Genomic DNA, 26,729 nt, shown 5'->3' on the forward strand with positions numbered 1-26,729 from the left:
GTAACGAAACGTAGTAGCGCTATTTGGCCCAAAATGCTGAGAAGGATATCCCAAAATGCGAAATAAGGCTGCTCACTTGCGTTACAATTTCAAACCGGTCGTTTCGAGTGAAATAAGCTCTGTGGCTAGCGTTAGCTTAAGGTCCGCCCCGCAAACCGTGAGCCCACGGCTAGCAAACAAGGCTAGCACAGCGATCCATCCATTCCCGGCAGCTCGGGGCGGCCGATCGCAAGTGCCAGCGACGTTCCTTACCGAGCCGGGAGTTCAAAAAAAAGAGGGGCGCCCCTCCGTCAGCTATGCTGACTTACGGGACGCCCTCATATGAATACACCGTCCTGTTCTTCATAATACGACCGGGGAAGTAACAACCCGAGCCCGAACCAAGGCCTAGCTGCAATCCAATCACTCGCCCCGCCGAAAACGGAGCCACGCTTCCTTCAGCATGCGGCGCGTAACGTGCCGGCTAGGTGCGGCAGGACGATCGTAGCGAAGCGTCTCAATCAGCAGAGTCAGCTCCTGCAGCGCACGCTGTCTGGGACCGGTCAGCCTGCGGGAGGCGGCGTATTCGCGCAGCGTATCGAAGGGAGCGCACCGTCCCAGGGAACGCTGCACCTTCCCCCACAGTCGCTCGCCATACCGGTGCAGCCCGATGAGGCGCAAGGGGACACCCGCCTGGCGGGAGGCTGCGGCAGACGAAGCGAGGCTTCCCGCTCCCGCGGCACGGTTTCGCCGCAGCACTAGCAGCGCCGCCCCCGCAGCCGCAACAAGGCCAACGGCGAGCCCGATCCCTACAGCGGCGAGACCTTCGGGCAGCTTTTTCAGCGGCGCCGCTTCGCGGGTCCAGCTCAGCTGCTCCATGGCGGCCGCGGCCGCTTGCTCCATCGCTTGGCGGAGATCCGCCAAACGGGCGGAAGCCCAGTCTCGGGCCTCCCCGATCGTCGTCCTTTCCGCAGGCGTATCCGCCGATACGGCAGACGCGCTCGCAGGCGTGTCAGCCGCAAGCTGGGCCGGCTGAGCCTGATTGCCCCCGCCGCTCGATCCTTCTCCGAAGCCGGGCGTCGGCTCGAACGGAACCCAGCCGGCTGACGGAAGCCATACCTCGGCCCATGAATGCGCATCCTGATGGCGCACCTTGGCCATATATCCTCCCGCGCTGCCTTCCGCCGGAGTGAGCTCGCCCGGCGCGAAGCCCTTCGCCCAACGGGCCGGGACGCCGAGCGTGCGGAGCATGACGACCATGGCAGTGGAGAAGTGGTCGCAGTATCCCGCCTTCTGCTCGAAGAGGAACAGATCGACCAAGTCCTCTCCGGGTGCGGGGATGCGCGTGCCCTCCATCGTATAAGCGTAATTCGTCCGCAAAAAGCGCTCGATCGCCTCCGCTTTGCCAAGGGCCGCAGCCTCGCCTCCGGCCACCTGCTCGGCGAGCGCGCGGATTCGGTCCGGCAGGCTGTCCGGTAGCTGAAGATACGGCTTCAGCGCGCCGTTTTCGGCAGCGGCGTCAGCCGATTGTTCCGGCAAAGCGCGCAGCAGGCTGCGGTCGGTGACAGCCAGCGCCGTCAAGCGGTACGAGACGACCGGATCGGTCAGCGCCGGAACGAGGAGCCGGTCGGAGCCGGACTGCTTCCAAATCAGCCGGTCCGGGAGGCTGGCGCCGCTGGCGGTCTTGATCGACTCCACCCGGACGACGTCCCCTCCGGCGAACAGCTGCCTGTTCAGCCGGCTGTCCTGCAGCAGCACATGCTGCTCGACAGGATGCCTCACGGCAAGCGCCGCTTCGTCCGGCACGGCCATCGCCGCCTGCGCGATATTTTGCGTGCGGCCGCGATCCGGCTCGCTCCAGCCGCGGCCGGTGTACTTGCTCTTGGTCTCCCCCCGCCAATAGGTCGGCCGGCTCGTCCAGGCGCTAAAAGCGACGCTCGGGTTCGGCGTCAGCGGCCGTCCCAGGAGCGTATCGTCTAAGCCGTAACCGGTCACTCCCTTGGCGGTATTCGCCGCTTGCCGCGGCACCTGGTCATTGTTGTAAAATCGCTCGAACGCCTGAATGAACCGCGGCCAGCCGGCAAGCTGCGTCTCGCTGCCGCTGTAGCGGGCTCCCAGCCAACCGGCCGCGGCGCACAGAGCAATGATCGCCAGCAGCGGGGCCGCCTCGCGCAGCCGCCACTCTTCCCGGGGGCGAATAGCGAAACGCGGCTTCGTCCCTTCCGCCTCCAACGCAGCCGGCTCGAGGCCCCACCGCTTCCAGCCGCCGATCGTGACAAGCCCCTGCAGCAGCAGCCCGGCAGTCAAGACGCGCAGTGCGCCTGCCAGCACATCCAGAGCGAACACGGTCTGAATGAAGCCGAGATAGCCGAGCGTCAGCAGCACGAACCATAGCACCTGCTGGCGCTCCTTCACAAACGACTGCACAACGGAGATAAAAAAGCTCCAGCCGGCAAGGAACAGCAGCGTCCGGGTGGATGGCTCCCAATCGCTCGCCTGTCCCCGCAGCCCTTCCCCCGCATCCAGCGCCAGCGCCTCGCCCCAGTGCGCCCACCATTCCAGTCTCAGCGCCTCCGCGCCGCCGTACAGCCAGGCCGTCACCGCCGCGATGAACGCGGCCTTCAGCGTCCACGCTCCCCACGCCGGCATCCGCAAGGCATCGATCGCGATGAAAAAGGCGAAGGACGCGGCGAACGGTCCGATCATGTAGATATCCGTGATCTCGGACAGCCGCTTCAGCGGATACAGCCATTCGAGCATCAGCACATACAGGAGGATTGCCATGAGCAGGGAAACCGCGGCGGAAGACGCCGGCGGCGCGGATGGCTCCGACACAACGGCGCGGCCTCGCCCCATTCGCGCGGCCCGATGCCGATCATGCTCCAGCAGAGCGTTGCCCATGACCGTCACCTCCCATCCGGCCGAGCCCGGGCGCATCGCTACCGCTTGCAGGCGGCGCTCCCAGCACCGTCAGGCGAAGGCCCGCCGCGTGAAGCTGCCCGGCCCACGCCTGAATCGTCCCGTCGCTTGCGGGCAAGCCGCCGGCATAGACGATGTGCGCCCGGCAGCCCGGCAGGCGGCCGAGCAGCGCCTCGCCCAGCCCGGGCAGCACGCGCGGCGTCACCACCGTCAGCGCGCAGCCCGCGCCCAGGCCGCCGGCCTCGCGCAGCGCCGCTTCGGCGAGGGCGGCCGCCTCGCCCGCAGCGGCTGCAGCGCCCGCGGCGCTTGCGTTGACCGCGGCGGCTGCGACGCCCGCGGCGGCTACGGCGCCCACTGCGGCTGCGTTGACCGCTCCGGCTGTGTTGACCGCTCCGGCTGCGGCGCCCGCGGCGCGCGCCAGCCCCGCGCCGCCGCCCTCTGCAGGCGGCAGCTCCGCCAGCCGCCGCAGCAGCTCCGGGAGGCGCGCCGCTCCGCGCGCCTCCCAAGCGCCGCCTGGCCCGCCACCGTCAGCGGCGGCCAGGCGCACCGTCTCGCCAAGCTCAAGCCAGCGCTTGGCGAGACCGGCCGCGGCCTCGACGGCGGCCTCCGTCTCCTGGGCGGAGACCCCGCGCCCGGCCGCGTCCAACACCACGAGCTGCCGCCCGCCGGCAGGCAGCTCCAGCTCTTTCGCGCGCAGCGAGCCGACGCGCGCGCTGCTGCGCCAGTGGATCCGGTGCCACGGATCCCCCGGCGCGTAAGGGCGCGTGCCGCTGACGAGCGGCACGGCATCCCAGGCCGCGGCCAGGCCCGCTCTGGCCGGGTCCCCGGCGCCGCCGCGGGACGCCGCCGCGGCGCCTGCCGCAGACGGCCGGGGGAGCACCCACAGCCGCCCCGGCAGGCGAACCTTGCGGCTCAGCCGCAGCAGCCCGAAGGCGTCCGAGGCGGTCAGCAGCACCGTCTCCCGCACATATTGTCCCCGCTCGGAGACGGCGCACGCTCCGCCCCATTCGGCGGCGGCGCGAAAGCCGGAGAGCGCGGCGGCCCGCAGCGCTACGACCCGATCTGCGCCCCGGCAGGTCCAAGTCTCCTCGATGCCGAGCCATGTCCCCGGCAGCAGCGGGCCGCTGAGGCTCAGCCGGCGTCTGTACGGGAGCGCCTCTCCCCGGTAGGCCGCTTCCGCGCGGCCGATGCCGGTTTCCTCCAGGGCGACGCGGCGCAGGGCGATCCGGACGCAAATCCAGGACAACAAGGCGTATGCGGATGCGGCAGCCGCCGTGTACGCGAGAAACCACAACGCCTGGCCGCCCCAAGCGGTGGCGGCGGCGAACAATCCGGCCGGCAGGAATAGAAGGACGGCGAAGCGCAGCGCATGCAGCATCCCGAAGCCCTCCTTACTGCCCTGCCGCCGCCCGCCGCGCCGGTACGGGAACGGGCGCGGCAGCGGCGATGGAGGCCGCCACCGCTTCCATGTCGCGGCCCGCCAGGCGCGCGTTCGGCGACGGTACAAGCCGGTGCGCCCATACCGGAACAACGAGCTCCTTGACGTCATCGGGGATAACGAAGCTGCGGCCTTGCATGAGCGCGTACGCCTGCGCGGCGCGCAGCAGGGCGACCGACGCCCGCGGGCTCGCCCCGATCGCCACCTCGGGATGGCTGCGCGTTAGGCCGGCAAGCTGGACGATGTACTGCCTGATCGTTTCGTCGACATGAACCGAGCGGGCCTCGCGCTGCAGCAAGACGAACTCGTCCTGCAGCACGGCCGTGCGCACCTTGGCGAGCGGCGACGCCTCCTCCAGGCGGCCGAGCAGCTCGATCTCGTCGGACGGCTGCGGGTAGCCAAGGCGCAGCTTCATCACGAAGCGGTCCAGCTGCGCCTCGGGCAGCGGGAAGGTGCCCTCAAAGTCGAGCGGATTTTGCGTCGCGAGCAGAAAGAACGGCTCCGGCAGCGGATACGCCGTTCCGTCCACCGTCACCCTTTTCTCCTCCATCGCCTCCAGCAGCGCCGACTGCGTTCGGGGCGTGGCCCGGTTCAGCTCGTCGGCAAGCACGATATGGGCCATCAGCGGGCCGGGCCGGTACTCGAAATCCGACGTGCGCTGGTTGTATACCGACACCCCGGTAATGTCGGAGGGCAGCAAATCCGGCGTGCACTGAATGCGGCGGAAGCTGCCGTCCACTGCCCGGGCCAACGTGCGCACGAGCATCGTCTTGCCTACGCCGGGAACGTCCTCCAGCAGCACGTGCCCGCCGCACAGCATCGAAACCAGCAGCTTCTCAATCACTTCCCTCTTGCCTACGATCGCTTTCTCGATTTGATAGACGATTCGCTCGAGCAGCGCCTGGGGCGCGTCCGTCAGCGGCGAACTGTTGGGCATACAATAAATCCCTCCCTGAAAACGTCATTCTTGCATTCTATGAATGCTAGTATGTCCGTTTTTCAGAGATTTAAAAGCCCGGCCGCAGCCGCTTCATCCTATGCCATCGAGAGCACTCAACGGCATGAGCGCGCGCAGGCTCTCCCAGGCCGGGCCCAGGTTGACGGCGGACGCCTCCACCTCCCAACCGTCCCGGGCCGCATCATACCTATAATCGGCAATGCGGCCGCCAAGCTGCTCCAGCGTCAAGCGAAGCGGCGCATAGATGATGCCGTCCCGCAGCTCCATTGACGGAAGAGGAATCTTCGTCGCTTCAGACACGCCGCCGGGACCCGGGCGGTACACTCTGAGCTCGTTCAGGCCCAGATCGTATTCCATTCGCCGATGTCCGTATTCCGCCGCAGCGATGCGCGTCTGCGGCTGCCAATCGACCGTGCCGCCCATCGCCTCCACCCATTCTCTCAGCGGAACCTGCAAGGAACCGTCCAGCAGAAAGTAGCGATCCGGCGCGATCCGAATGTCCCGGCTGTCCAGCCTGACGGTCAGCGGGCCGGCGTAGCGCAGCGGCGCCAGCCGTGAGGCCGATGGCAGGAGCGGTTCCCGCACCGCCGCCTGCAGGGCGACCTTCCGCTCCGGAGGGAGCATCGTCTTCTGACGCGCTGCCGCATACTGCCTTGACGCCGCAGCATAATCGAGATGCTGCTCCAGCGAGACGCTTCGCTTCCACTTGAGCTTGCCGGCCGCTTGCTGCACCGGCTTCACCTCCTCGTCCAGCGGCGCAAACTCATATCCCCGCTCCTTGAACAGCCGAATGATGTCCGGCAGCGCCTTGACTGTCGCTGCGTGCCCGGCGCTGTCGTGCAGCAGCACGACCATTTCGTGCCGGAACGGGCCCGCCGCCACCGTCTGGACAATGTCCCGCGCCGGCACGCCCGCTTGGCGCGCGTCGCCGCTGTCGATGTTCCAATCGTGCACCGTATACCCGGCCTGCTCCAAATAATAATGATAGAACGGGTCGAAATTGCCATGCGTGCCGCCCGGCGCCCGCACCAGGGGGGTGACGGCGCCCGTTGCTTCGGAGATCGCCCGCTCCGTCTTCTGCAGCTGCTCCCAGTACGCGCCGAAGTCCGAATACAGCTCCTGGTACACATGGTTATAGCTGTGATTGCCGATCGCATGCCCTTCGCTGACGATGCGCCCCGCCACCTCGGGGTACGCCTCGACCTGCTTGCCCAGGACGAAGAAGGTCGCCTTGACGCCTTCCTCTTTCAAAATATCCAGCACCGCCGGGGTCAGCTTGCTCGGCCCGTCGTCAAAGGTCAAATAGACGGTCGGACGTTCCGGGCTGCGGTACGGCTTGTCCCGCTTAACCCGCATTCCTTGACTCAAGCTGGCATAATCCCGTTCGTCTCCCGGACTGCCTTCCGCCGCTTCCGCCGTCTCTGCCTGCAGCAAAGACATAGCGAGCAGCTGCAGCAACAGCTGTAGCGCAATCAGCCACATCGCCGCCCGACCGAACCGCTTCCAGCCATTGAACTGCCGCCGACCTCTGCTTCCCATGCGGATCTCCCCCCGTCAAATCTATTACAATCATTGGATGATGAACGCAAGCCAACTGTCGGCACCCGCAGGTGACAACCGATGACGAAATTTGCTTGTCGCCCTCGTCTACCATTTGATTTTGCTAGATTATATGGGAGGAGCGTGGAATGTATGACAACGAAAAATCGGCGCTACCCTGGACCCCAAGGTTCATTAGGATAGCGCCGCGCGCCGAAAGCTCCTTAAGACCGCCGCCCTCACAACGGCAGCTGCGCGAGGCCGGGCGATTGCGTTCAGCCCGTCCCTCTTTGAAAGCAGCTCGCGTTATTGGGCCACCTTCATCTCCCGGATCGCTTTGTTCCCCTCTTCCTGCGCGGTTCGCAACGCCGTATTCAAGTCGGACTCGCCGGCAATGACCTTCATGATCCCGCTGTTCAGCGCTCCGATGACCTTGTCGTCGTAAATCGTCCTCGCGTATGCCGGAGCGAACTGGTTGTGAAACACGGCATTTTTCATATTTTTATCCTTGAACATCGTCTCCGCACCGAACGCCTCTCTGATCTGCTCGTCTCTCAGCACGGGGATGCTGCCGGATTGGGATTCCTTCATCACATGCTCGTCGGAGGTCGCATATTTCAGCACCTGCATAGCCGCATCTTTATTTTGGCTGGTCGCCGTAATGAAGAAATAGTTCGGGTACGGCTGCGAGCCGATGCCCGGCCTCTCCGGAAACGTCGGCACGGACACCATATCCCAGTTGATGGTCTCGAATTCCTTGACCGCATACTGCAGCCCGAAGTTCATCATGAACATCGCCACGCTCTGATCCTTGACGAATTCATTCGTGAACAGCAAGCCGTTTCTTTCGCGAATCAAGTCCCGGTACCCTCGCTCCTGAACGACCGGCTGGATAATCATCGTCTGGAGCAGCCGCTTCCAGCCGTCGTTATCGATGACGGCCATCTCCGACTGGCCGTTCACGATCGGCAGTGACAGCGGGTTCATCCTCATCATATGGCTGACCGAGGTCGCGAATCCGGCATACTGCTTCCCGCCTTCGCTTCTCGTCACTTGTCTGGACAGCTCCAGCAATTCGTCCCACGTCATGCCGTCTCTTGGATACGGAACGCCGAACTTATCGAAAATATCCTTATTGTAGTAGATGACAAGACCGCCGCCATTGACAGGAAGCCCGTACAAGCCTCCCAGCTCCCGAATCGCATCGAGAAAAGCCGGATCGAACCGGCTCAAATCGACGTCGTGCTTTTGGGCCAGCTCGGTGATATCGTATTGGAACCCGTTCTGAATCAGGCTTGCCGGAGCGCTGCCGATGGAATCGAAAATGATATCGATTGGCTGGCCGGCCGTAATCAGCTCGGGCAGCGACTGTCCTTTCTGGTTCATCATGTAGCGAATCGTGTACTGGGGGAAGGCTTGGCGCAGATCGTCTCCCCATCGCCGGTTGAACTCCTCCTCGGTATTGGACATTCCATAAATAACGAGCTCGGCCGGCTCCTCCCCCGTGCGTTTGTTCTCGATCGGCGGCTTCTCCGGCGTGGCCGGCCCTTCTTCGCCTCCACATGCTGCCAGCATGCCGGACGCCAGCGCAACGGCCAGCGTCATTGCCGCATATTTGCGGACCATCTGCAATCGCTCCCCTCGGATTCTTAGCTTAACCGTGCAGCGGCGCCTTGGAATCGGATACCGCTTTTTGATACGATGGTCATGCGGGCATAGCGGCATCGCCGATTTTTAAGACTCGCCTTCTTTGAAATCGATTTCATTGACATCGTACTGCCATCGTTTTCTTTCCCTGTTCGCCCCCTTTTTCAAAATTCGACTTCAGCATGGCGCACTCGCCGCCTTCATAAATATTGAGGTAACGGGAAGGTTTTGTCTTGGATTTTTCAGCGAATGTTTTGGGCAAATCGCGAAGGTTGGTTTTCATTCGTCGATTCGAGGGTGAGCTTGAACAATGCGATTATATTCGAAGGAGACCTATTTGGAGAGTGCCGATTTTCCGTTTGGCGCCGTTCCATTCTTGACGATGCCCGATCGGCCGAGGCTGCCGCACGTTCACGATTTTATCGAGCTGGTATACATCGCGAACGGCTGCGGGGAACATCTTTACAAGGGCTGCTCGATCCCGGTGTCCAAAGGAGATGTTTTTGTGATTCCGCCTTACGTCGAGCACGATTACCGCGTCGCCGGCCCCGCCCCTTTGGAGGTATACAACATCCTGTTCACGCCGTCCTTCCTGCTTCCCGAGCTGCAGGCCCTGTCCCGCTCCGCCCCGCTCGAACGCTGCTTCTATGTGGAGCCGTTCCTGCAGCCCCATCCCGACTTCGACTCGCACCTGAAGCTGTCGCTGCATGAAGGACAGGAGGCAAAAAGCCGCCTGAACCGCCTCATCAAGGAATATAACGGCAAAGCGCTTGGCTACCGCATCACCGTCAAAGCGCTGCTGATCGAGCTGCTCGTATGGCTCAGCCGCTGCTATGAGCAGCGCCTCGTGCAGCCCCGGCCGCCGGCAGGCGAATCGCGGGCGATCGGATAGCTGTGCGAATATTTGGAGTCGCATTATGCCGAGCAGCTCAGCCTGGAGCAGGTCAGCCGCATGTGCGGCATGAGCCAGAGCAGCTTCCGCGCGAAATTCAAGCGCATCGTCGGCGTCACCTTTACGGAATACCGCAACGAAGTCCGGATTACGCCTCCCTGCAATATTTGCGCGATACCGACGACAAAATCATCGCTGTGGCGGAGCGCGTCGGCATCGGCGACATCAGCTACTTCAACAAGCTGTTCAAGCATTACATCGGTGTCACGCCAAGGGAATATCGGCTGAAATACCGCCAGGCGGCGCAAAAAGGAAAAGAGCGCTCCGTTAGAGCGCTCGGCGGCACGATGGAAGCAGCCGCTCATGCCGATGCGGCGGTTTCGGCCTCGGCGCCCACAGCATGATCGCGACGCCAGTCAGGCAAACGGCAGCGCCGATCCCATCGTATGAACAAGGCAATGCCCGAAATGACCGAACGAACCTCACTCCCCTGACGCGCGGCGCGGCCGTCTGTCTCAGCTCCAATAATAGGCCTCGTCCTGCGCGTCAATCGGCGCCATGCGCACGGCCGCTGTATCGTCAATCCGCTCTGCCAGCTCCCGGATCGGCCTGCGGTGCCGCGATTCGACGACAGCCATCAGCTCGCCGTCGTCCATATTGCCGGACGATACGAAAGTCACCCGGTCGCCGTAGGCAGAGACGATGCCTTTCCGGACAGAGCCCGCATCCCGGCACTGAATCCATACCATCCAGTAGCGGCGGTAGCCGGAAAGCGACACGCGCAGCGCCTGGTACGCCGCGAAATAAGCGATGATGGAATACAGCGCCTGCTGCCATCCGAAGACGAAGCCTGCCGCCGACAAAAGCAGCAGATTGACGATCATGATCAGCTCCGATACGGACAGCGGCAGCTTCTTCTTCAGCCGCACCGCCGCTTCGCTGATCCCGTCCGCGTAACCGCCCGTGCGGATCGCAAGCCCCAGGCCGCTGCCGAGCGTCAGCCCGCCGATCACGGCGGCCGCCAGCGGATGCTCCAGCAACGGCGGGTACGGATGCAGCACAATCGTCAGCCCGGCGACAGCCGTGAGCCCGACCAGGGCGAGCAGCAGCCTGCGCTTGTCGCCGTCCCGTTTGAACAGCACGACGAACGGCACATTGATCAGCAGCAGAAAAAAGCCCATCTGCATTTCCGTCACATGCGCCAGGATGACCGAGATGCCCTTCACGCCCACGGGAACGATTCGGTTCGGGGTCAGAAACAGCTCCAGGCCGCAGGCGATCAGGACAAGCCCAAGCGAGAAAACAAGCCAGCGCCCCGCCGGTTCCAGCCGTCTGAGTTTCCTTCTCCAATCGGTTCTCATCCGATCTCCCCCCTGTACGCCTGAACGGCTTCTTATCGTATCGCAAATATCGGGCTGGACGCCTGTGACGCGCGATTCCTGCGTCATTCGTTCGTCACCTGCCGTACTGGAAATTGGCCGAAGCACTTTAATCGAATTTTCACAATACGCCCGGCGTCACGACCGTATAGCACTCCTTATATCTTAATTCCATTGTATACCAATGTATACATTCTTTCAATTGATCGGCCCAAAACGGTTCTAACCCATTGGTAAGAAAACCATCTATCGACGCCCATCCAAGGATGAGCGACCGCGGTTGAGCAAAAAAGGCTCTCCCCCAGCCCGGCTATAAAACCTGGCGAGAGACAGCCTCCTGAATCGGCATAATTCCGGACTCACTTAAGCACAAATGCCGGAACGGAGCGTTCACGGCCGCGGCAGCGCCTTGACCGCTTCAAGCACCTCCTGGACATGCCCTTTTACTTTTACCTTCCGCCATTCCTTGGCTAGTCTGCCTTCCTCGTCGATCAGGAAGGTCGATCGCACGACGCCCATATACTCCTTGCCGAACGTCTTCTTCAACTGCCACACGCCGAACAGCCGGGCTACCGTATGATCGGTATCGGCCAGCAGCGGGAACGGCAGCTCGTGCTTGGCGGCGAACTTATTGTGCGAGGCCAGATCGTCCGGACTGATCCCGATGACCTCGGCATTCAACTCCTTGAACTGTCCGTTATAATCGCGGAACTCGCACGACTCCTGCGTGCAGCCCGGCGTCATATCGGCGGGATAGAAGTACAGGACAACCTTCTTGCCCCGCAGCTCGCTCAGACGAAGCTCGCCGCCGGGATGCGCGGGCAGCGCGAAATCGGGAACAGGCTCGCCCAGTTGTACTTGCGACATATCGTCGTCCTCCTTCGCTTGTGAAATATGCTTTTATCATACCTTTTGTGGCCCGGGAAGGACAACCGAGCTTAATGCCGGTTAAACAAGCTTCAGGAGCCCGCGCCGCGGTACCGTTTGACCCCGAAATTCCATACCGACACCCCGATCGTAAGAAACAGCAGCCCGACCGCCGGCGTCAGCAGCGCGAAGGTTCCCCAATTCGCCCGATCCAGGAAATAAGCTGCAGGATAAAAGCCGACGAAGCCGAACGGCAGCAGCCATGTCAGCACGAAACCGAGCAAGCGGTTGTAGATCGTCATCGGATAGCGCCCGTAGTTCTGCAAATTCCACAGCAGCGGCAAAATGCCCGTCGGCGCATCGGAGAAAAAGGACAGCGACGTGAAAAAGATGTATATCCCGCCGTAAATCCCCATGGAGCCAAGAACAAGCAGCACGAACACCAGCGGATCGTACCATTCGAGCCCAAGACCAAGCTGCGACCATGAGTAGCCCATGATAACCAGGCCGGTGAGCGCGCTGAACAGCGACGAAGGGTCCATATTTTCCAGCATCAGCTGCACCAGATTGTAGGCCGGCCGGGTGAGCACCCGGTCCATCTCGCCCTTGACGATATACCGTTCGGTAAAATTCCACAGGTTGAAGAAAGTGGTGAACAGTCCGTAAGGCACCAGAAAATAACCGTATATGAACAGCACCTGATGCTCGTTCCATATGTCGATCCGCGACGTATGCTGAAAGACGATCAGAATAAAAAACAGATTCAGCCCGTTGAACAGCAAGTCCGACACGACCTCGATCCAAAAGTCGGACCGGTACGTCAGCCGCGTTTTCATATAATTTTTCAAATAGTCGCCGATTAGGCCCGCATAAAAGAGCACGTCAGCCTCACCCTCCCTGCACAAACAGCCGCGTCCGCGAAGCCCGCCACAGGACGTACAGCGGAACGATCAGCACCGCGAACCAGATCAGCTGGATGCCCAGCACATGATAGACGCCGCCGCCCGCCGTTTTGCCCGTAAACACCGCGCCCGGCAAATAGGTGATCGCCTGAAACGGCAGCAGGTTCATCAGCTCTTGCGCCCATCCGGGGAAAAAGGACATCGGCACGACGAGCCCCGAGAACAGATCGACGGCGACCCGCTTCATCCGCATCAGGCCTTCGTTGTTTTCCAGGAAAAAGGCGAACAAGCCGGTAATGATGTTGATCTGGGAATTGATCAGGAAGCTGAAAAACAGCATCAGCAAAAACATGCCCCAGACGAACGGATCCGTAGGCAGCTCGACCGGAAACAGCAGCGAGACGATGACCATCCCCGGCACGGAAAACAGCGCGAAGCGGAACAACCCTTCGCCGAGCCCCTGCATCATTTTGACTACGATATAATTGTAGGGCCGGATGAACTGGATCGCCACGCTACCGTCCTTGATCTCGTTGGCGATCTCCCGGTCCAGATTGTTGAAATAAAAGGCTCTCGCCATCCAGGAGACGGCGACGTACGTCGTCATCTGCGTCACCGTCATGCCGCCCAGCGACTCCTGAGCCCCGTAGATCGCCTTCCACAAAAAATAATACGCGCCGATATTGAGCGCATAGATAATAATGCCGCTGTAATAATTGACCCGGTAGGCCAGCATCATCAAAAACCTCATGCGAATAATCTCTACGTACGCTTTATACACGAGCTTTCACGCCCCGTTCGTCGCTTTCGGACGTTGCCGCCTGCGCGGCACGGCTGACCTCCGCCTTGGGCGAGCCATTACCGGAGCCGGAGCCGAGGCTTCCCTGCTCATCCGCTGCTCCGGAGCCGCCGGCAATCCGCTGCAGGCTTTGCGCCGCATCGGCCGACGCCGAGCCCGACTTGTATATTTCGCGGACGATATCGTCGGTATTCGTCTCCACAATTTTGATATCCTGAATCTCTATCGCCCCGACCAGGCGGGCCAATACCTCCGACACGTTCGCCTTGCCGAACGGGATGAACACGCTGGCCGTCAGCCGGTTATCCACCGTCCAGACGACGCCAAGCCCTGCGGTCAGCTGCTCCAGGCGCTCCTGCGCCACCTCCTCCGCGAAGCGGAGAACGACCTCTTTCCCCTGGCCCCAGCGCTCCTTCAGCTCCTCCAGGCCGCCGTCGTAAATGATGCGCCCGTCGTCGAGCATGATCACTCTCGAGCATAGCGCCTCGATATCCTGCAGGTCGTGCGTCGTCAGCAGAATCGTCGTCCCGTAGCGGCGGTTGATCGATTTCAGAAAATCGCGAATTTCCGTCTTGACGACGATGTCGAGGCCGATGGTCGGCTCGTCCAAAAACAAAATTTGCGGATTGTGCAGCAGCGAAGCGGCCAGCTCGCAGCGCATGCGCTGGCCCAGGCTCAGCTTGCGCACCGGCCTGTTCAGCAGGTCGCCAAGCTGCAGCCGCTCCGTCAGCTCATCCAGCCGCTCCCTGAAATCCGCCTCGGGCACGCGATAAACCTTCCTTAATAATTGGAACGACTCGATCACGCCGATATCCCACCACAGCTGGCTTCGCTGGCCGAAGACGACGCCGATGCCGCGCACGAAGCTCTCCCGCTCCTTGTGAGGCACGAAGCCGTTGACCCGGATTTCCCCGGAGGTCGGCACGAGAATGCCGGTCAGCATCTTGATCGTCGTCGATTTGCCTGCCCCGTTCTCTCCGATATATCCGCATATTTCCCCTTGAGGAATTTGAAAGCTGATGTTCTTAACCGCCTCAACTTCCGTATATTCTCTATTAAAGAGATCGCGAAGGGCGCCCTTCAGCCCTTCCCGGTTTTTCTGAACCTTGAAATTCTTGCGCAAATTGCGCACATCGATAGCATACATTAGCTTTGCGCCTCCTGTCGCAATTTGACGAAGCTTGCGGGCTATGGCTGAAACCTTTTATAATGATTGTAACCCATCGGACGAGTCATGTAAAAACTACCTGCTGTTTAAAGGTATGGAAGCTCCGCTATTATTGAAAACCTATATAGCACGTATAGACGCCTATGACGAACGACTCCTTCGTCATCGGTCGTCACCTGCGGTGTTGAAAATTCGGGCTGCAGCGATCCCCCTGATTTTTTTCGACACACCGATAATATCATACAATACGATTTTTTAAAGGGGAACGGCTTCCCGGCGAAAGGACATCCATCTTATGATACGTTCGATCAAACGCATTGCAGTTGCTCTGGTGCTCCTCCTGATGGTAGCCATCGGTTATTATGCTTACGCATTCATCAATTTTGCCAATAATATTCAAGGCGGTCCGGAATCGGGCAAATTCGGCAACCTGAATACGACGCCGATCAACAAGACGGAGGAATCGCTCGTTCCGCCGAAATGGGAAGGCAAGGAACGGGTCAACGTGCTGCTGCTCGGCGGCGATTCCCGCTCCTCCAAGCCGAATGAAATTCCGCGATCCGATACGCTCATGGTGGCGTCGATCGATCCCGTCACCAAGAAGGCGGCTCTGCTGTCGGTTCTGCGCGATACGTACGTCCGAATCCCGGGCTACGGCAACGACCGTATCAACGCCTCCGTCACATACGGCGGTCCGCAGTTGGCCATGAAGACGGTCAGCGATCTGCTCGGCATCCCGATTCAATATTATGTGTATACGGATTTCCAAGGCTTTATCGCGCTCGTCGACGCCATCGGCGGCATCGAAATCGACGTCGAGAAGGACATGAAGTATACGGACTCCGCAGACGGGCATAAGTTCGATATCAATTTGAAAAAAGGCTACCAGCACCTGGACGGCACGCATGCGCTGCAGTATGTGCGCTTCCGGCACGACGCGCTCAGCGACTTCAGCCGGACGGAGAGGCAGCGCAAGTTTTTGCAGGCGGTCGCCCAGAAGATGCAGAGCACGACCTCGATCATCCGGCTTCCGAAAATATTGAACAGCGTCGATCCTTATATCGAGACGAACCTGTCGACGACCGATATGCTCAAGCTGGCGGTGCTCGCCTTTGACGCCAAGGCCGAAGGCATGGCCAGCGCGCAGGTGCCGCCGAGCCATCTGCTGATCGAGAAGCGGGTAGGCGGAGCAGACGTGCTCATGGTCTCCAATCAGAAGAAGCTTCACGCCTATTTGCAGGATTTGTTCAAGGAAGAACCGGCGGATGAGACGGAGCCTGCCGGCGGCGAATCATCGACGGCGGGCGGCGGAGCTCCCGCGGCGGCCGTCTCGAACGACACCGGACGAGGCTCTTCCCGAAGATAATGGAATGACGAGTTTATCGTTATGTGACTATCGCTATGTTTTAGAACGGCCGCACCTGCGGCCTGTTCTTTTTTAGACTATACATATGAAGCACGGCCGCGGCAGAGCCGGGCCGAATATGAGAGAAGAAAGGATGCGTCTAAGATGTCGAACCATTCTTCGCGCAAGCGATCCGAAGCGCTGTACGCCGAGGCGCTGCAGCATATTGTCGGCGGCGTGAACAGCCCTTCCCGCTCGTTCAAAGCCGTCGGCGGCGGAGCCCCCGTCTTTATGAAGCGCGGGCAAGGCGCTTATTTTTGGGATGAGGATGGCAACCGCTATATCGATTATTTGGCCGCGTACGGGCCGATCATTCTCGGCCACGCCCATCCGGGCGTAACGGAGGCGATCTGCCGCGCCGCCGGGAACGGCACGCTGTACGGCACTCCGACGGAGCTGGAGATCGTCTTCGCCCGCCGCCTGAAAGAAGCGATCCCTTCGCTCGACAAGGTGCGCTTCGTCAATTCGGGCACGGAGGCGGTCATGACGACGATCCGCGTCGCCCGGGCCTACACCGGCCGCAGCAAAATCGTCAAGTTCGCCGGCTGCTATCACGGCCATTCCGATCTGGTGCTCGTCGCGGCGGGCTCGGGCCCGTCCACGCTCGGCATCCCGGACAGCGCCGGCATCCCCATCAGCATCGCCCACGAGGTCATCACCGTGCCTTACAACGATCTGGACGCGCTGCACGAAGCGCTGAACCGCTGGGGCAGCGACGTCGCCGCCGTCATGGTCGAGCCGATCGTCGGCAATTTCGGCATGGTCATGCCGCAGCCCGGCTTCCTCGAAGGGCTGTGCTCCGCGGCGCGCGCAAACGGCTCGCTCGTCATCTATGACGAGGTCATTACCGCGTTCCGCTTTCATTACGGAGCGGCGCAGACGTTTGCCGGGCTGCCCGGTCCGGCAGCGGGCTCCGCGCCGGGGACGCTGCGCGAGCAAACAGGCAGCGGGCCCGATTTCGCGGCCGTCGAGCCGGATTTGACCGCGCTTGGCAAAATCATCGGCGGCGGGCTGCCGATCGGCGCCTACGGAGGACGCAAGGCGATCATGGAGCAGGTCGCGCCGCTCGGGCCCGCCTATCAGGCCGGCACGATGGCCGGCAACCCTGCCTCGATCTCGGCTGGCATCGCCTGCCTGGAAGCGCTGGCCGCGCCGGGCGTATACGAGCGCCTCGACAAGCTCGGCGCCGCGCTGGCCGAAGGGCTGGCGGCCGCGGCGCAGCGCCACGGCATCGCGCTGACCGTGAACCGCATCTGCGGGGCGCTGTCCACCCACTTCTGCGATCATCCGGTAACGAATTATGCCCAGGCGCAGGATACGGACAGCGAGCAATTCGCCCGGTTTTTCCGGCTCATGCTGGATCAAGGAATCTGCCTGGCGCCCTCCAAGTACGAGGCATGGTTTCTGACAACGGCTCATACCGAGGACGATGTGGCCGTGACGATTCAGGCGGCAGACCGCGCCCTCGCCGCCTTGGCCGCAGAGAAGCCCACGAAGCTCTAATATCGTACACCCGCTGCGAAGGAGCCTAACATCCGGCAGCAGAGTTGCATCATCCGCTGCGCTCCTTCGTACAGACTTGCCTAATCGTTATTTGTCCGGCTTGGCCTGCTTCCGATACGGGTCCAGACAAGCCGGACGCCACTTCCTGCACCGTTCCTGCCAAGCCGCTCACTCATCCGGGGACGTAAGCCGCTGCGACTGTCTGCCGAAGCATGTAAATTTTGCCGCCATCACAGAACATTCTTCCGCTCATTCATGACCCGCCCGTTCATCTTACGCTTTCGGAAAAACTAGCAACGGGTACCAATGTTACATATCATTACAAGATTTGCTCTTATTTGGCTGGTAAAATTGTTGCGTGATCTTTGCCGTGCGGGCTGCTTTTTGCTCCCGGGATCTGGATGATGGAGCTTTCGCCCATGAACATTTTTCGCCTCCAAACGGTTATCAGCACATTTTATCACCCCAAAAACGAACTATTATAGGACAACCCGTATCTTTCGTTCGGCTTTATCGATGCCGCGTCCGTTCTGACTTTTTTGGCTTTATTCACCAGTTATGCATTGCAGGTATCGCTTTCATTATCGCTTGCACCCGGAATGTTCTATTGTCGAGTTGACATTTTCATGTTATTCTATATGTACTTTGACCATTATAAAAACGGCTATATTGTAAGGTTTTTGCCATGATGGCCAAAACGGCGTTCGCGTATTTTGTCGAGACGGTCACTTTTTTTCTCTTCTCGTGACCCTCTCCGGAAAATTCCGAGGCTCGTTGATCCATCGCAGTTAGGGGAATTTATGCAGCATATTTGTATGAATATGCAACGTTTTTCTGCCGGCATGGCTTCGTCTGTCGCCCGCGCGGCGGCGCGAACCGAACCTTACGTATAAGATGCGGAGTAATGGCGTACGATACTTTTTTTGGGAGGTGACGGTCAGCCTGCTGACCATAAGAATGAATGAAGTTATGCGCAACGAAGGCCGTTTTCAACAGCTGCTCGCAACGGAGCACGATAGCTGCGGCATCATTTGTATCATCGAGAAAGACGGCAATCCTTCCCGCAACAATGTGCAAAAAGTGATCGACGCATTGGTAAAAACCGAGCATCGCTCGGGTTTCATTAACGGCGAGGGAGATGGCTGCGGCATCTTGACCGACATTCCCAGAGCGCTCTGGGAGAAAAAGCTGACGGACGCCGGTCTGGACGGCAAGCTCGCTTACGACCCGCGTTTTTCGATCGGGCACATATTTGTTCCGCGCAAGCTCGACATCAGCGTGCAGGACATGCAGAACGGCATTCGCGAATTGTTCGCCCAGTTCCAGGTTAACATCATTCTGGAGCAGGAGAATCAAGTCGACAGCAGCGTGCTCGGACCGAACGGCAAAAACGACGAGCCGGTATTTTGGCAGATCGCCGCGATCTGCGAGAAACAGGAGGCGAACATCGCCGACCATCTGTTCGAGCTTCATGTCGCTATTGAAGAGAAGTATACCGTTCATGTCGCTACGCTCAGCAATGTGACGGCTGCCTACAAAGTGATGGGCGCCGCGAGCATCTTGCCCAAATATTTCAATGATACCCGCGATCCGCTGTTTGCTGCCCAAGTAACGATCGGGCACAACCGTTATTCCACCAATACGGCCTCGAGCTTTTTCCGTGTTCAGCCATTCTCTCTCCTTGGTCATAACGGGGAGATCAATACTGTTAAGAAAATGCGTCTGGAAGCCGAGATGGTCGGCGTGCCGCTCGTGGACGGCGGCAGCGACTCCCAGGATATGAACCGGACGATCGAAACGTTCATTCACCGCTTCGGCCTCAGCCTGTTCGAAGCGATGGAGATTGTATTCCCTCCGATTATTAACGAAATGAAGCAATATCGTCCCGAGCTGCAGGATCTCTACGTCTATTATCGGCAAATCTGGGGCCACTATGCGCAAGGCCCGGCTGCGATCGTATCCCGCTACGGCAACGAGTGCATTTTCAGCGTCGATGCGCTGGGGCTTCGTCCGCTGTGGATGGTGGAGAGCGAGACGTCGCTTTACTTCTCCTCCGAGCAGGGCGTCATCACGGTTGGCGAGATGGTCGCCGATCCGAAGCCGATCGCCCCTGGGGAGAAAATCGGCGTCGTCCTGACTCCGGGCGAGCATATTCAGGTCTATTCCTATCATCAGGTACAGGAGGCCGTGCTGGAGCGCGCCAGAGCCCGTCTGAAGCTGGACGGATTACGCAAGCACCTGAAGAACGAGCTGCCCGAGGTGCAGGCCGAAGCCGACGCGGATATCGTGCCGACGGATTCGATCTACAGCGCCTTCGGCTGGGATCGCGACGGCATCTCGATGATCGAATCGACGGCAGAAACCGGCGCGGAGCCGATCCGTTCGCTCGGCCACGACTCGCCGCATGCGGCTCTCAACTGGGAACGCACGAATATTCCGGATTTTATCAAGGAAAGCGTCGCTGTCGTCACGAACCCGGCGATCGACCGCGACCGGGAGATGGAGCATTTCTCGACCCGCGTCGTCGTAGGCCCGCGCCCTGCAATTTACGGCCAGCCTGACGATCAGCTTCGCCTGGAGCTTCTGTATCCGGTCGTCCTGGAAGGCAGCAACGGCGTCGATTCGCTGCAGGAGCTCGGACAACCGAGCAAAGAGCAGCTGCAAGCCTTGTATCAAGGCCGCACAACGACGCTCTCCCTCACCTTCGCCCGCGGCACATCCTTGCAGGATGCGCTCGATCGGTTGGCGGAGGAGGCGGTGCAGGCCGTCCGGAACGGAACGCAGCTGCTGGTGCTCGACGATAGCGCAGCTCATCAGAACGACCGTCTGTGGATGGACCCGCACCTGGCCGTATCGAAGCTCGATATCGCTCTGCGCGCCCAGAAGCTCGGCAGCGGAGACAACCTGCGCCGCCACGTTACCGTCCTGCTGCGCAGTGCGGCGATTCGCAATCTGCATGACATCGCCGTCGCCGTCGGTCTTGGCGCAGATGTGCTGTCGCCTTACGTCCTGTTCGCGACGGCAGCAGCCAAAGACGGAGCTGTCGGCGCGCGCAAAGTGTTCGTGGCCTTCATGAAAGGCTTGGAGAAGGTTATCTCCACAATCGGCACGCACGAGCTGCGCGGATATACGCGCTTCTTCTCATCCATCGGCCTGAAGCCGGAAGTCGCCGAAGTGCTCGACATCGTCAACTATTTGGGCAGCGAGCAGGCCGGTACAGGCTTCGCCGAACTGGAGCAGGATGCCGAAGCCCGTTACGCGGACTTCAGCAATCCGAAGGCGAAAGCGTCCAGAAACTTCCGCTTCTTCCAACGCATGTGGAAAGCGCTCGGCGATGCGGCATCCGGCGCGGCTCCTTACAGCGACTACAGCAGCAAGCTGCGCGAGGAAGAGAAGAAAAATCCGATTTCCATCCGTCACGTTGCGGATTTCAATTACGAAAAAGCGTTGTCCGATGGCCGCAAGCCGCTTGACCCGTCCGAGGTTGAGATCGGCATTGGCGGACATGATCTGCCGATGCTCATCTCCTCCATGTCGTTCGGCTCGCAGAACGAGACGGCGTTCCGCGCCTATGCAGAAGCCGGCGAACGTCTGAACATGGTGACGATGAACGGCGAAGGCGGCGAAATCAAGGATATGCTCGGTCGCTACAAGCGGACGCGCGGCGCTCAGGTTGCTTCCGGACGCTTCGGCGTTAACGTCGAGCTGGCCAATGCGGTCGCCTTCCTGGAGATCAAGATCGGGCAAGGGGCGAAGCCGGGCGAAGGCGGTCACTTGCCGGGCTCCAAGGTTACGGCGAAAATCGCGGCGGCGCGGAACGCTACGATCGGTTCCGACCTGATCTCGCCGTCCAACAACCATGACATCTATTCGATCGAGGACTTGGCGCAGATCATTTCCGAGCTTAAGGAAGCCAGCGGACGCAAGGCGAAAATTATCGTCAAAGTTCCCGTCGTCCCGGGGATCGGCACGATCGCCGTGGGCGTGGCCAAAGCCGGCGCCGACGTCATCACGCTGTCCGGCTTCGACGGCGGTACGGGTGCAGCGCGGATTCATTCCATCACGCACGTCGGCCTGCCGACCGAGATCGGCACGAAGCTGGCGCACGTCGCCTTGATCGAAGCCGGCCTGCGTCACAAGGTCGAGCTGTGGTCGGACGGCGGCATGAAGTCCGGCGCTGACGTCGTCAAGATGGTGATGCTGGGCGCCAACCGCGTCGGCTTCGGTTCCATCGCCATGCAGTCCATCGGCTGCACAACGTGCCGCGGCTGCCATCTCGATACCTGTCACGTTGGTATCGCCACCCAGATCGATTCGCTGGAGGAAGCCGAAGAGAAAGGCTTGCGCCGCTTCGTTCCGCGGGTGTACGATGTCGCTGTAGAATCGCTTGTTCGTCTGTTCGGCTCCATGGGCGAGGAAATTCGCGAAATCGTCGCTCAGCTCGGCTTCAAAAACCTGCAGGAGCTTGTCGGCCGTTCCGACCTGCTTCAGCAAGTGAACAAGTTGGATCGCATCGATCTCAGCGATCTCTTGCGCCCGGCGCCGTTGTCCTTTGCCGCCGCTCAAGATGCGCATGCGGAGGTTGCCGCCTCGGTATCTTCCGACATCCGGATCGCCGCCGGCGCCGAAGGCCAGGAGTTCTTCCCGGACAGCGTCTCCTGGGACGGACCGATTGAGCGCAAATGGTCCAAGGTCGATGCCGAATCGCGTATTCTCGGAAGCCGTTACTCGAGCCATCGGGTGCGCGACCGTTTCGACGGCAGCTACGACGAGTTGCCGGAAGTGTCCATCCATATCACCGATGGTTCCATTCCAGGCAACGGCCTCGCTGCATTCAATGCGCGCGGCGTGAACATCAGGGTGCTCGGCGGCGCTGAGGACGGCGTCGGCAAAATGTCGCTCGGCGGCCGCGTCGCCATCATGAAGGCGCCCAGCAAGCTGAAGCAATTCATCAACGGTTCCGTCGGCAAATCGTTCGGCTACGGCGCTCAAAAGGGCCTGTTCCTGATCCAGGGCAATGCGGACTCCCGCGCCTGCATCCGGTTCTCCGGAGCGGACGTCGTCTTTGGCGGAGAAATTACCGCCCCGCTGCAGGACGAACTCGGCGGCATTGCAAACCGCGCTAACCTGAAGGGCTTTGCCTTCGAGTATATGACGAACGGCCGCGCTGTCGTCTTGGGCGACCCGGGTCCGTGGATTTGCGCAGGGATGACCGGCGGCGTCATTTATCAACGCCTCGTGCCTGAGTTCGGTCTCGATCAGGCAGCGATCGAGCGCCGGATCGCCAAAGGCGCCAAGGTCAAAATCGAGCCGATCGGCCCACAAAGCATCCAGGATCTGAACGAGCTGCTCGGCGCTTACCACGATGAACTCGTCAAATCCGGCCAGCCGGACGCCGCGGCGAAGATCGAGACGTTGCTGAGCGATTTGAGCGCCCACTTCGTGCGCATCGCTCCGGTCGGTCTGCAAGCCGACCAATCCGTTGCTACAGAATAATCTCACGCATGACAAAGCGCCCTTTCAAGCTTAACGAGCCTGGAAGGGCGGTTTTATATGAAAAAAAAGCCCGTTTCCTCGTTCCTATGGAACAAAGAAGCGGGCTTTTTCTTAGCTTGTTTCTTACGCTTTAGCGGCGCGGTAAGCTTCGATATATTGCGCTGCTTTCTTGGCGACGAGGCCGTAATCTCCTGTCTTGACTGCCTCCGTGGTAAGATCGGAACCGATGCCTACAGCAACCGCTCCGGCCTTGATCCATTCCCCGAGGTTACTCAAGGATACGCCGCCGGTCGGCATGATGTTCGCTTGCGGAAGCGGCCCTTTGATCGCCTTAATCATCGACGGGGAGTACAGGTTGCCCGGGAACAGCTTGACGATGTCGACGCCCAGCTCCAATGCGCGCTGAATTTCCTGAATGGTCATTACGCCAGGCATGACCGGGATGCGGTAACGGTTGCAAAGGGTAACCGTATCGGGATTCAGCGACGGACCGACCACGAATTCGGCTCCGCTCAAAATCGCTGCGCGCGCCGTTTCCGGATCAAGCACCGTACCTACCCCGATAATGGCATAATTGCCCTTATCGTTCGCCGTGCTCGAATATTTCTTGGCCAGCTTCTCGATCGCCTGCAGCGCGAATGGAACGGTCATCGTGACTTCGATCACCTTGATGCCGCCCTCAATCGCCTGCTCTGCCATTTCCACGACTTCCTCCGGTGTTTCGCCGCGCAGAACAGCAACAACGCCTTCTTCCGAGATTTGCTGAAGCAATTTGAGCTTTTTCATATTCAGAATCATCCGTTTCTATATGATGTTTAGCGTTCGACGTGCTGCACGTTGTTCAGGAAAGCTTCTACTTGCTCCCACGTCGGAATGCCCTCCCAGTCGCCTTCCATTTGGACGACCATACAACCGATCAGGTTGCCAAGCCGGACCGCTTCGCTCAAGCTTTGTCCCTTCAGCAGCCCGACGATGAAGCCCGCGCAAAAGCCGTCCCCGGCCCCGACCGTATCGACGACCTGCTTCGCTTCAAAGTACGGAACGGAGCTGACCTTGCCATTTTCCACAATGTAGGTGACGTTGTCTCCGCCCTTGATGATGGAGACGCCCTGCAAGGCGCTCAGCTTCGCTACGATCTCATCAAAGGATTCCGTCTCATAGAGAAGCTTCAGCTCATCCAGGCCGGGAAGGAAATAATCCGCCTGTTCGGCCAGCTCCAGCAGCACCGGCCGAGCCGCTTCCAGAGTCCACAGCTTCAGCCGCAAATTCGGGTCGAACAGCACCTTGACTCCGTTCTTCTTGGCCAACCTCACCGCTTCCTTCGCGGTCTCGAGGCAAGTTTCGCTGAGTGCCGGCGTAATGCCCGTGACGTGCAAATATTGCGCCTGCTTGATGTAATCCTCATCCAGATGCTCCGGCCTCATTGTGCTCGCTGCTGAGCCTTTGCGATAATAATAAACGGATGTTTTGCCGGATACGACCTCGCGCAGCATAAGCCCCGTAGGCGCCTCCGCCGTCTGTACGACGCGGGAGACGTCCACGCCTTCGCCGCGTATTTTCTTCAAAATCATCGTGCCGAGCGGGTCCTTGCCCAGTCTGCTGAACCATCCGACGCGATGGCCAAGACGCGACACGCCGATCGCCACGTTGCTTTCCGCACCGCCAAACAGTCCTTGAAAATGCGACGCATACTCGATACCCTTGGCATTGTCCGGCATCATCAGCGCCATCGTTTCTCCAAAAGTGATAATCTCCGGCTGGAACATTTGGTTCTGCATGCTGCCCTCTGCCATTATCTTGTCATCCATCCGCCGTCGACGCAGATCACTTCGCCGCTCATGTAATCCGAAGCTCGGGAGGCAAGGAAAATAACCGGCCCTTGCAGATCCTCAGGCGTGCCCCAGCGGCCTGCCGGAATACGCACGAGAATTTGCTCGTTACGCGTTTTATCGGCTCTCAGAGCGGCCGTATTATCGGTCTCCATATAGCCTGGCGCGATAGCGTTCACTTGAATATTCTTGCTGGCCCATTCATTTGCAAGCGCCTTCGTTACGCCGGCAATCGCATGCTTGGATGCGGTATATCCCGGAACATTGATGCCGCCCTGGAAACTGAGCATCGAAGCGATGTTGATGATTTTGCCCGAACCTTGCTCAATCATGTGCCGCCCTACCTGCTGCGAGAGGAAGAAGGCTGCATGCAAATTCAGATTAATGACGTCGTGCCAATCTTGAGCGCTGTGGTCAGCTGCAGGCGTGCGGCGAATAATGCCGGCATTGTTGACAAGAATGTCGATTTTGCCGAATGCGGCGATCGCTTCTTTCACAACCTTCTCCACTGCGCCCTCTTCCATCAGGTTCGCGACGATCGTATGCGTCTTGCGTCCCATCGATTCAATTTGCTGCTGCGTTTCGCGATTGCGGTCGTTGCTCGTTACGATGATAATATCGGCTCCGGCCTTCGCCAAGCCCAAAGAAATGCCTCCACCAAGGCCGACCGCTCCGCCAGTGACCAATGCAACTTTTCCGGACAAATCGAAGAAATTCATCTCAGCACCCCATTTAAACATAATCATTGCTCATTTGCCCGCTGCCTCTGCTAGTCTGGCATTCTGCGAGCACACCTGTCCATCTCTACTATTATAAGCCATATAATCTGAATGTGCCATATGCCTCCATGCTTTTGCCACATCGCTTTCGGCCAGGCTTCTATTGGCTATTGCTTCGTAGAATCAAAAAACTCTCGCCCTATACAGAATTCTGCACCAGCGAGAGTTCATCGCTTATATATAATAAGAGCGTCCCAGGAGGGATTCGAACCCCCGACACACGGCTTAGAAGGCCGTTGCTCTATCCAGCTGAGCTACTGGGACATAGGCTAGAATATAATATCATAAAAACATCAAAAAATCAATGAACCTTCAAACCAACGTTTCGCCTTCATTCAAACAAAAAAGAGCTCGTTAGCCCTCGTCGTTCAGACATTATAGAAAGCGGGTGATGGGAATCGAACCCACGCTACCAGCTTGGAAGGCTGGAGTTCTACCATTGAACTACACCCGCAGCATGGTCGGGACGACACGATTCGAACATGCGACCCCCTGGTCCCAAACCAGGTGCTCTACCAAGCTGAGCTACGTCCCGGCTAAAATGCTGGTGAAGGGACTTGAACCCCCACTCCCTCGCGGGAAGCGGATTTTGAGTCCGCCGCGTCTGCCATTCCGCCACACCAGCAAATGAAATGGAGCGGAAGACGGGATTCGAACCCGCGACCCTCGCCTTGGCAAGGCGATGCTCTACCCCTGAGCCACTTCCGCGTACAAAAGTGAGCCATGTAGGACTCGAACCTACGACACCCTGATTAAAAGTCAGGTGCTCTACCAGCTGAGCTAATGGCTCGTGATGGACCCAAAGTCAAGCATGAATATTGACTTTGGGAGAATGAAATACTGGGGATCTAGGATTCGAACCTAGGCATGACGGAGTCAAAGTCCGTTGCCTTACCGCTTGGCTAATCCCCAATGTACAAGGGCGATCGAAGGGAATCGAACCCTCGAATGTCGGAGCCACAATCCGATGCGTTAGCCACTTCGCCACGACCGCCATAAGTATGGTGCCGTCGAGAGGAGTCGAACCTCCGACCTACGCATTACGAGTGCGTTGCTCTGCCTCTGAGCTACGACGGCATAGTTATAATTGCATTCGAAGCTTTCGCTCCGACCAACCCACCCGGGTTCTCATCCCTGCAAAGAAGCTAACTCATGGCGGAGCCGACGGGATTCGAACCCGCGATCTCCTGCGTGACAGGCAGGCATGTTAGGCCTCTACACCACGGCTCC

Annotated in this window: 18 protein-coding genes and 10 tRNA genes; 5 read left to right on the forward strand and 23 right to left on the reverse strand. The window is 59.8% G+C overall.

Features of this window, described 5'->3' with window-relative positions; translation table 11 throughout:
• Nucleotides 1-402: 402 nt before the first annotated feature.
• From F591_RS28310 to F591_RS0117100, 5 genes are all read right to left on the reverse strand, one after another.
• Entirely contained in the window at nucleotides 403-2,880 is a 2,478-nt protein-coding gene (locus tag F591_RS28310; RefSeq protein ID WP_019535842.1) for a transglutaminase-like domain-containing protein, read from the reverse strand.
• On the reverse strand, nucleotides 2,855-4,276 hold the full coding sequence (locus F591_RS0117085) for a DUF58 domain-containing protein (RefSeq protein WP_019535843.1): 1,422 nt from the start codon (nucleotides 4,274-4,276) through the stop codon (nucleotides 2,855-2,857). Before F591_RS0117085 ends, F591_RS28310 begins: the two co-directional genes overlap by 26 nt.
• A gap of 13 nt (nucleotides 4,277-4,289) precedes the next feature.
• Nucleotides 4,290-5,273 carry an AAA family ATPase gene (locus tag F591_RS0117090; RefSeq protein WP_019535844.1) on the reverse strand — a complete coding sequence of 328 codons (984 nt, stop codon included), beginning with the start codon at nucleotides 5,271-5,273 and terminating at the stop codon, nucleotides 4,290-4,292.
• A 93-nt stretch (nucleotides 5,274-5,366) separates the two neighbouring features.
• Nucleotides 5,367-6,833, reverse strand: coding sequence for a polysaccharide deacetylase family protein (locus tag F591_RS28315; RefSeq protein ID WP_019535845.1), 1,467 nt, complete (start codon nucleotides 6,831-6,833; stop codon nucleotides 5,367-5,369).
• Nucleotides 6,834-7,139: 306 nt separating this feature from the next.
• Nucleotides 7,140-8,459, reverse strand: coding sequence for an ABC transporter substrate-binding protein (locus F591_RS0117100; RefSeq protein WP_019535846.1), 1,320 nt, complete (start codon nucleotides 8,457-8,459; stop codon nucleotides 7,140-7,142).
• A 331-nt stretch (nucleotides 8,460-8,790) separates the two neighbouring features.
• On the opposite strand from F591_RS0117100, the gene F591_RS0117105 reads away from it, so the two are divergent.
• Both F591_RS0117105 and F591_RS32915 read left to right on the forward strand, forming a co-directional pair.
• On the forward strand, nucleotides 8,791-9,372 hold the full coding sequence (locus F591_RS0117105; protein ID WP_019535847.1) for an AraC family ligand binding domain-containing protein: 582 nt from the start codon (nucleotides 8,791-8,793) through the stop codon (nucleotides 9,370-9,372).
• A gap of 167 nt (nucleotides 9,373-9,539) precedes the next feature.
• Complete coding sequence (locus F591_RS32915) at nucleotides 9,540-9,776, forward strand: AraC family transcriptional regulator (protein ID WP_425414363.1); 237 nt, start codon at nucleotides 9,540-9,542, stop codon at nucleotides 9,774-9,776.
• Between the two features lie 111 nt (nucleotides 9,777-9,887).
• Here F591_RS32915 and F591_RS28320 read toward each other — a convergent pair whose 3' ends face one another.
• From F591_RS28320 to F591_RS0117135, 5 genes are all read right to left on the reverse strand, one after another.
• Entirely contained in the window at nucleotides 9,888-10,733 is an 846-nt protein-coding gene (locus F591_RS28320; protein ID WP_019535848.1) for a YitT family protein, read from the reverse strand.
• A gap of 408 nt (nucleotides 10,734-11,141) precedes the next feature.
• Nucleotides 11,142-11,618: a thioredoxin-dependent thiol peroxidase gene (gene bcp, locus F591_RS0117120; protein WP_019535849.1), complete on the reverse strand. Its 477-nt coding sequence runs from the start codon at nucleotides 11,616-11,618 to the stop codon at nucleotides 11,142-11,144.
• Nucleotides 11,619-11,710: 92 nt separating this feature from the next.
• The gene (locus tag F591_RS0117125; protein ID WP_019535850.1) at nucleotides 11,711-12,499 is read right to left on the reverse strand and encodes an ABC transporter permease; all 789 of its coding nucleotides are present in this window, start codon (nucleotides 12,497-12,499) and stop codon (nucleotides 11,711-11,713) included.
• Nucleotides 12,500-12,506: 7 nt separating this feature from the next.
• A complete protein-coding gene (locus F591_RS0117130; protein WP_019535851.1) occupies nucleotides 12,507-13,301 on the reverse strand; it encodes an ABC transporter permease in 795 nt (264 codons plus the stop codon).
• A complete protein-coding gene (locus F591_RS0117135) occupies nucleotides 13,294-14,466 on the reverse strand; it encodes an ABC transporter ATP-binding protein (protein ID WP_019535852.1) in 1,173 nt (390 codons plus the stop codon). Before F591_RS0117135 ends, F591_RS0117130 begins: the two co-directional genes overlap by 8 nt.
• Nucleotides 14,467-14,782: 316 nt before the next feature.
• Here F591_RS0117135 and F591_RS28325 point away from each other — a divergent pair, with 316 nt between their 5' ends.
• The 3 genes from F591_RS28325 (at nucleotide 14,783) to F591_RS0117150 (ending at nucleotide 22,891) form a co-directional block, all read left to right on the forward strand.
• Nucleotides 14,783-15,853 carry an LCP family protein gene (locus tag F591_RS28325; protein ID WP_019535853.1) on the forward strand — a complete coding sequence of 357 codons (1,071 nt, stop codon included), beginning with the start codon at nucleotides 14,783-14,785 and terminating at the stop codon, nucleotides 15,851-15,853.
• Between the two features lie 144 nt (nucleotides 15,854-15,997).
• Nucleotides 15,998-17,395 (forward strand): aspartate aminotransferase family protein, encoded by a 1,398-nt coding sequence (locus tag F591_RS0117145; protein ID WP_019535854.1) that lies wholly within the window; start codon nucleotides 15,998-16,000, stop codon nucleotides 17,393-17,395.
• 957 nt (nucleotides 17,396-18,352) lie between these two features.
• On the forward strand, nucleotides 18,353-22,891 hold the full coding sequence (locus tag F591_RS0117150; protein WP_019535855.1) for a glutamate synthase-related protein: 4,539 nt from the start codon (nucleotides 18,353-18,355) through the stop codon (nucleotides 22,889-22,891).
• A 123-nt stretch (nucleotides 22,892-23,014) separates the two neighbouring features.
• On the opposite strand, the gene F591_RS0117155 is transcribed toward F591_RS0117150, so the two are convergent.
• From F591_RS0117155 to F591_RS0117215, 13 genes are all read right to left on the reverse strand, one after another.
• Entirely contained in the window at nucleotides 23,015-23,677 is a 663-nt protein-coding gene (locus tag F591_RS0117155) for a bifunctional 2-keto-4-hydroxyglutarate aldolase/2-keto-3-deoxy-6-phosphogluconate aldolase (protein ID WP_026326687.1), read from the reverse strand.
• Nucleotides 23,678-23,706: 29 nt separating this feature from the next.
• Nucleotides 23,707-24,684, reverse strand: a complete 978-nt coding sequence (locus F591_RS0117160) for a sugar kinase (RefSeq protein WP_019535857.1) — start codon at nucleotides 24,682-24,684, stop codon at nucleotides 23,707-23,709.
• Complete coding sequence (kduD, locus tag F591_RS0117165) at nucleotides 24,684-25,439, reverse strand: 2-dehydro-3-deoxy-D-gluconate 5-dehydrogenase KduD (RefSeq protein WP_019535858.1); 756 nt, start codon at nucleotides 25,437-25,439, stop codon at nucleotides 24,684-24,686. Before kduD ends, F591_RS0117160 begins: the two co-directional genes overlap by 1 nt.
• A gap of 250 nt (nucleotides 25,440-25,689) precedes the next feature.
• A tRNA-Arg gene (locus F591_RS0117170) sits at nucleotides 25,690-25,763 on the reverse strand.
• Between the two features lie 119 nt (nucleotides 25,764-25,882).
• Nucleotides 25,883-25,953, reverse strand: a tRNA-Gly gene (locus F591_RS0117175).
• 4 nt (nucleotides 25,954-25,957) lie between these two features.
• Nucleotides 25,958-26,034: transfer RNA gene (locus F591_RS0117180), tRNA-Pro, on the reverse strand.
• 7 nt (nucleotides 26,035-26,041) lie between these two features.
• Nucleotides 26,042-26,124: transfer RNA gene (locus F591_RS0117185), tRNA-Leu, on the reverse strand.
• 8 nt (nucleotides 26,125-26,132) lie between these two features.
• Nucleotides 26,133-26,207: transfer RNA gene (locus F591_RS0117190), tRNA-Gly, on the reverse strand.
• A gap of 9 nt (nucleotides 26,208-26,216) precedes the next feature.
• Nucleotides 26,217-26,289, reverse strand: a tRNA-Lys gene (locus F591_RS0117195).
• A gap of 50 nt (nucleotides 26,290-26,339) precedes the next feature.
• Nucleotides 26,340-26,411: transfer RNA gene (locus tag F591_RS0117200), tRNA-Gln, on the reverse strand.
• 9 nt (nucleotides 26,412-26,420) lie between these two features.
• Nucleotides 26,421-26,493: transfer RNA gene (locus tag F591_RS0117205), tRNA-His, on the reverse strand.
• Between the two features lie 8 nt (nucleotides 26,494-26,501).
• A tRNA-Thr gene (locus F591_RS0117210) sits at nucleotides 26,502-26,576 on the reverse strand.
• Nucleotides 26,577-26,652: 76 nt separating this feature from the next.
• A tRNA-Asp gene (locus tag F591_RS0117215) sits at nucleotides 26,653-26,729 on the reverse strand.

Source organism: Paenibacillus ginsengihumi DSM 21568 (assembly GCF_000380965.1).
Lineage (GTDB): Bacteria > Bacillota > Bacilli > Paenibacillales > NBRC-103111 > Paenibacillus_G > Paenibacillus_G ginsengihumi.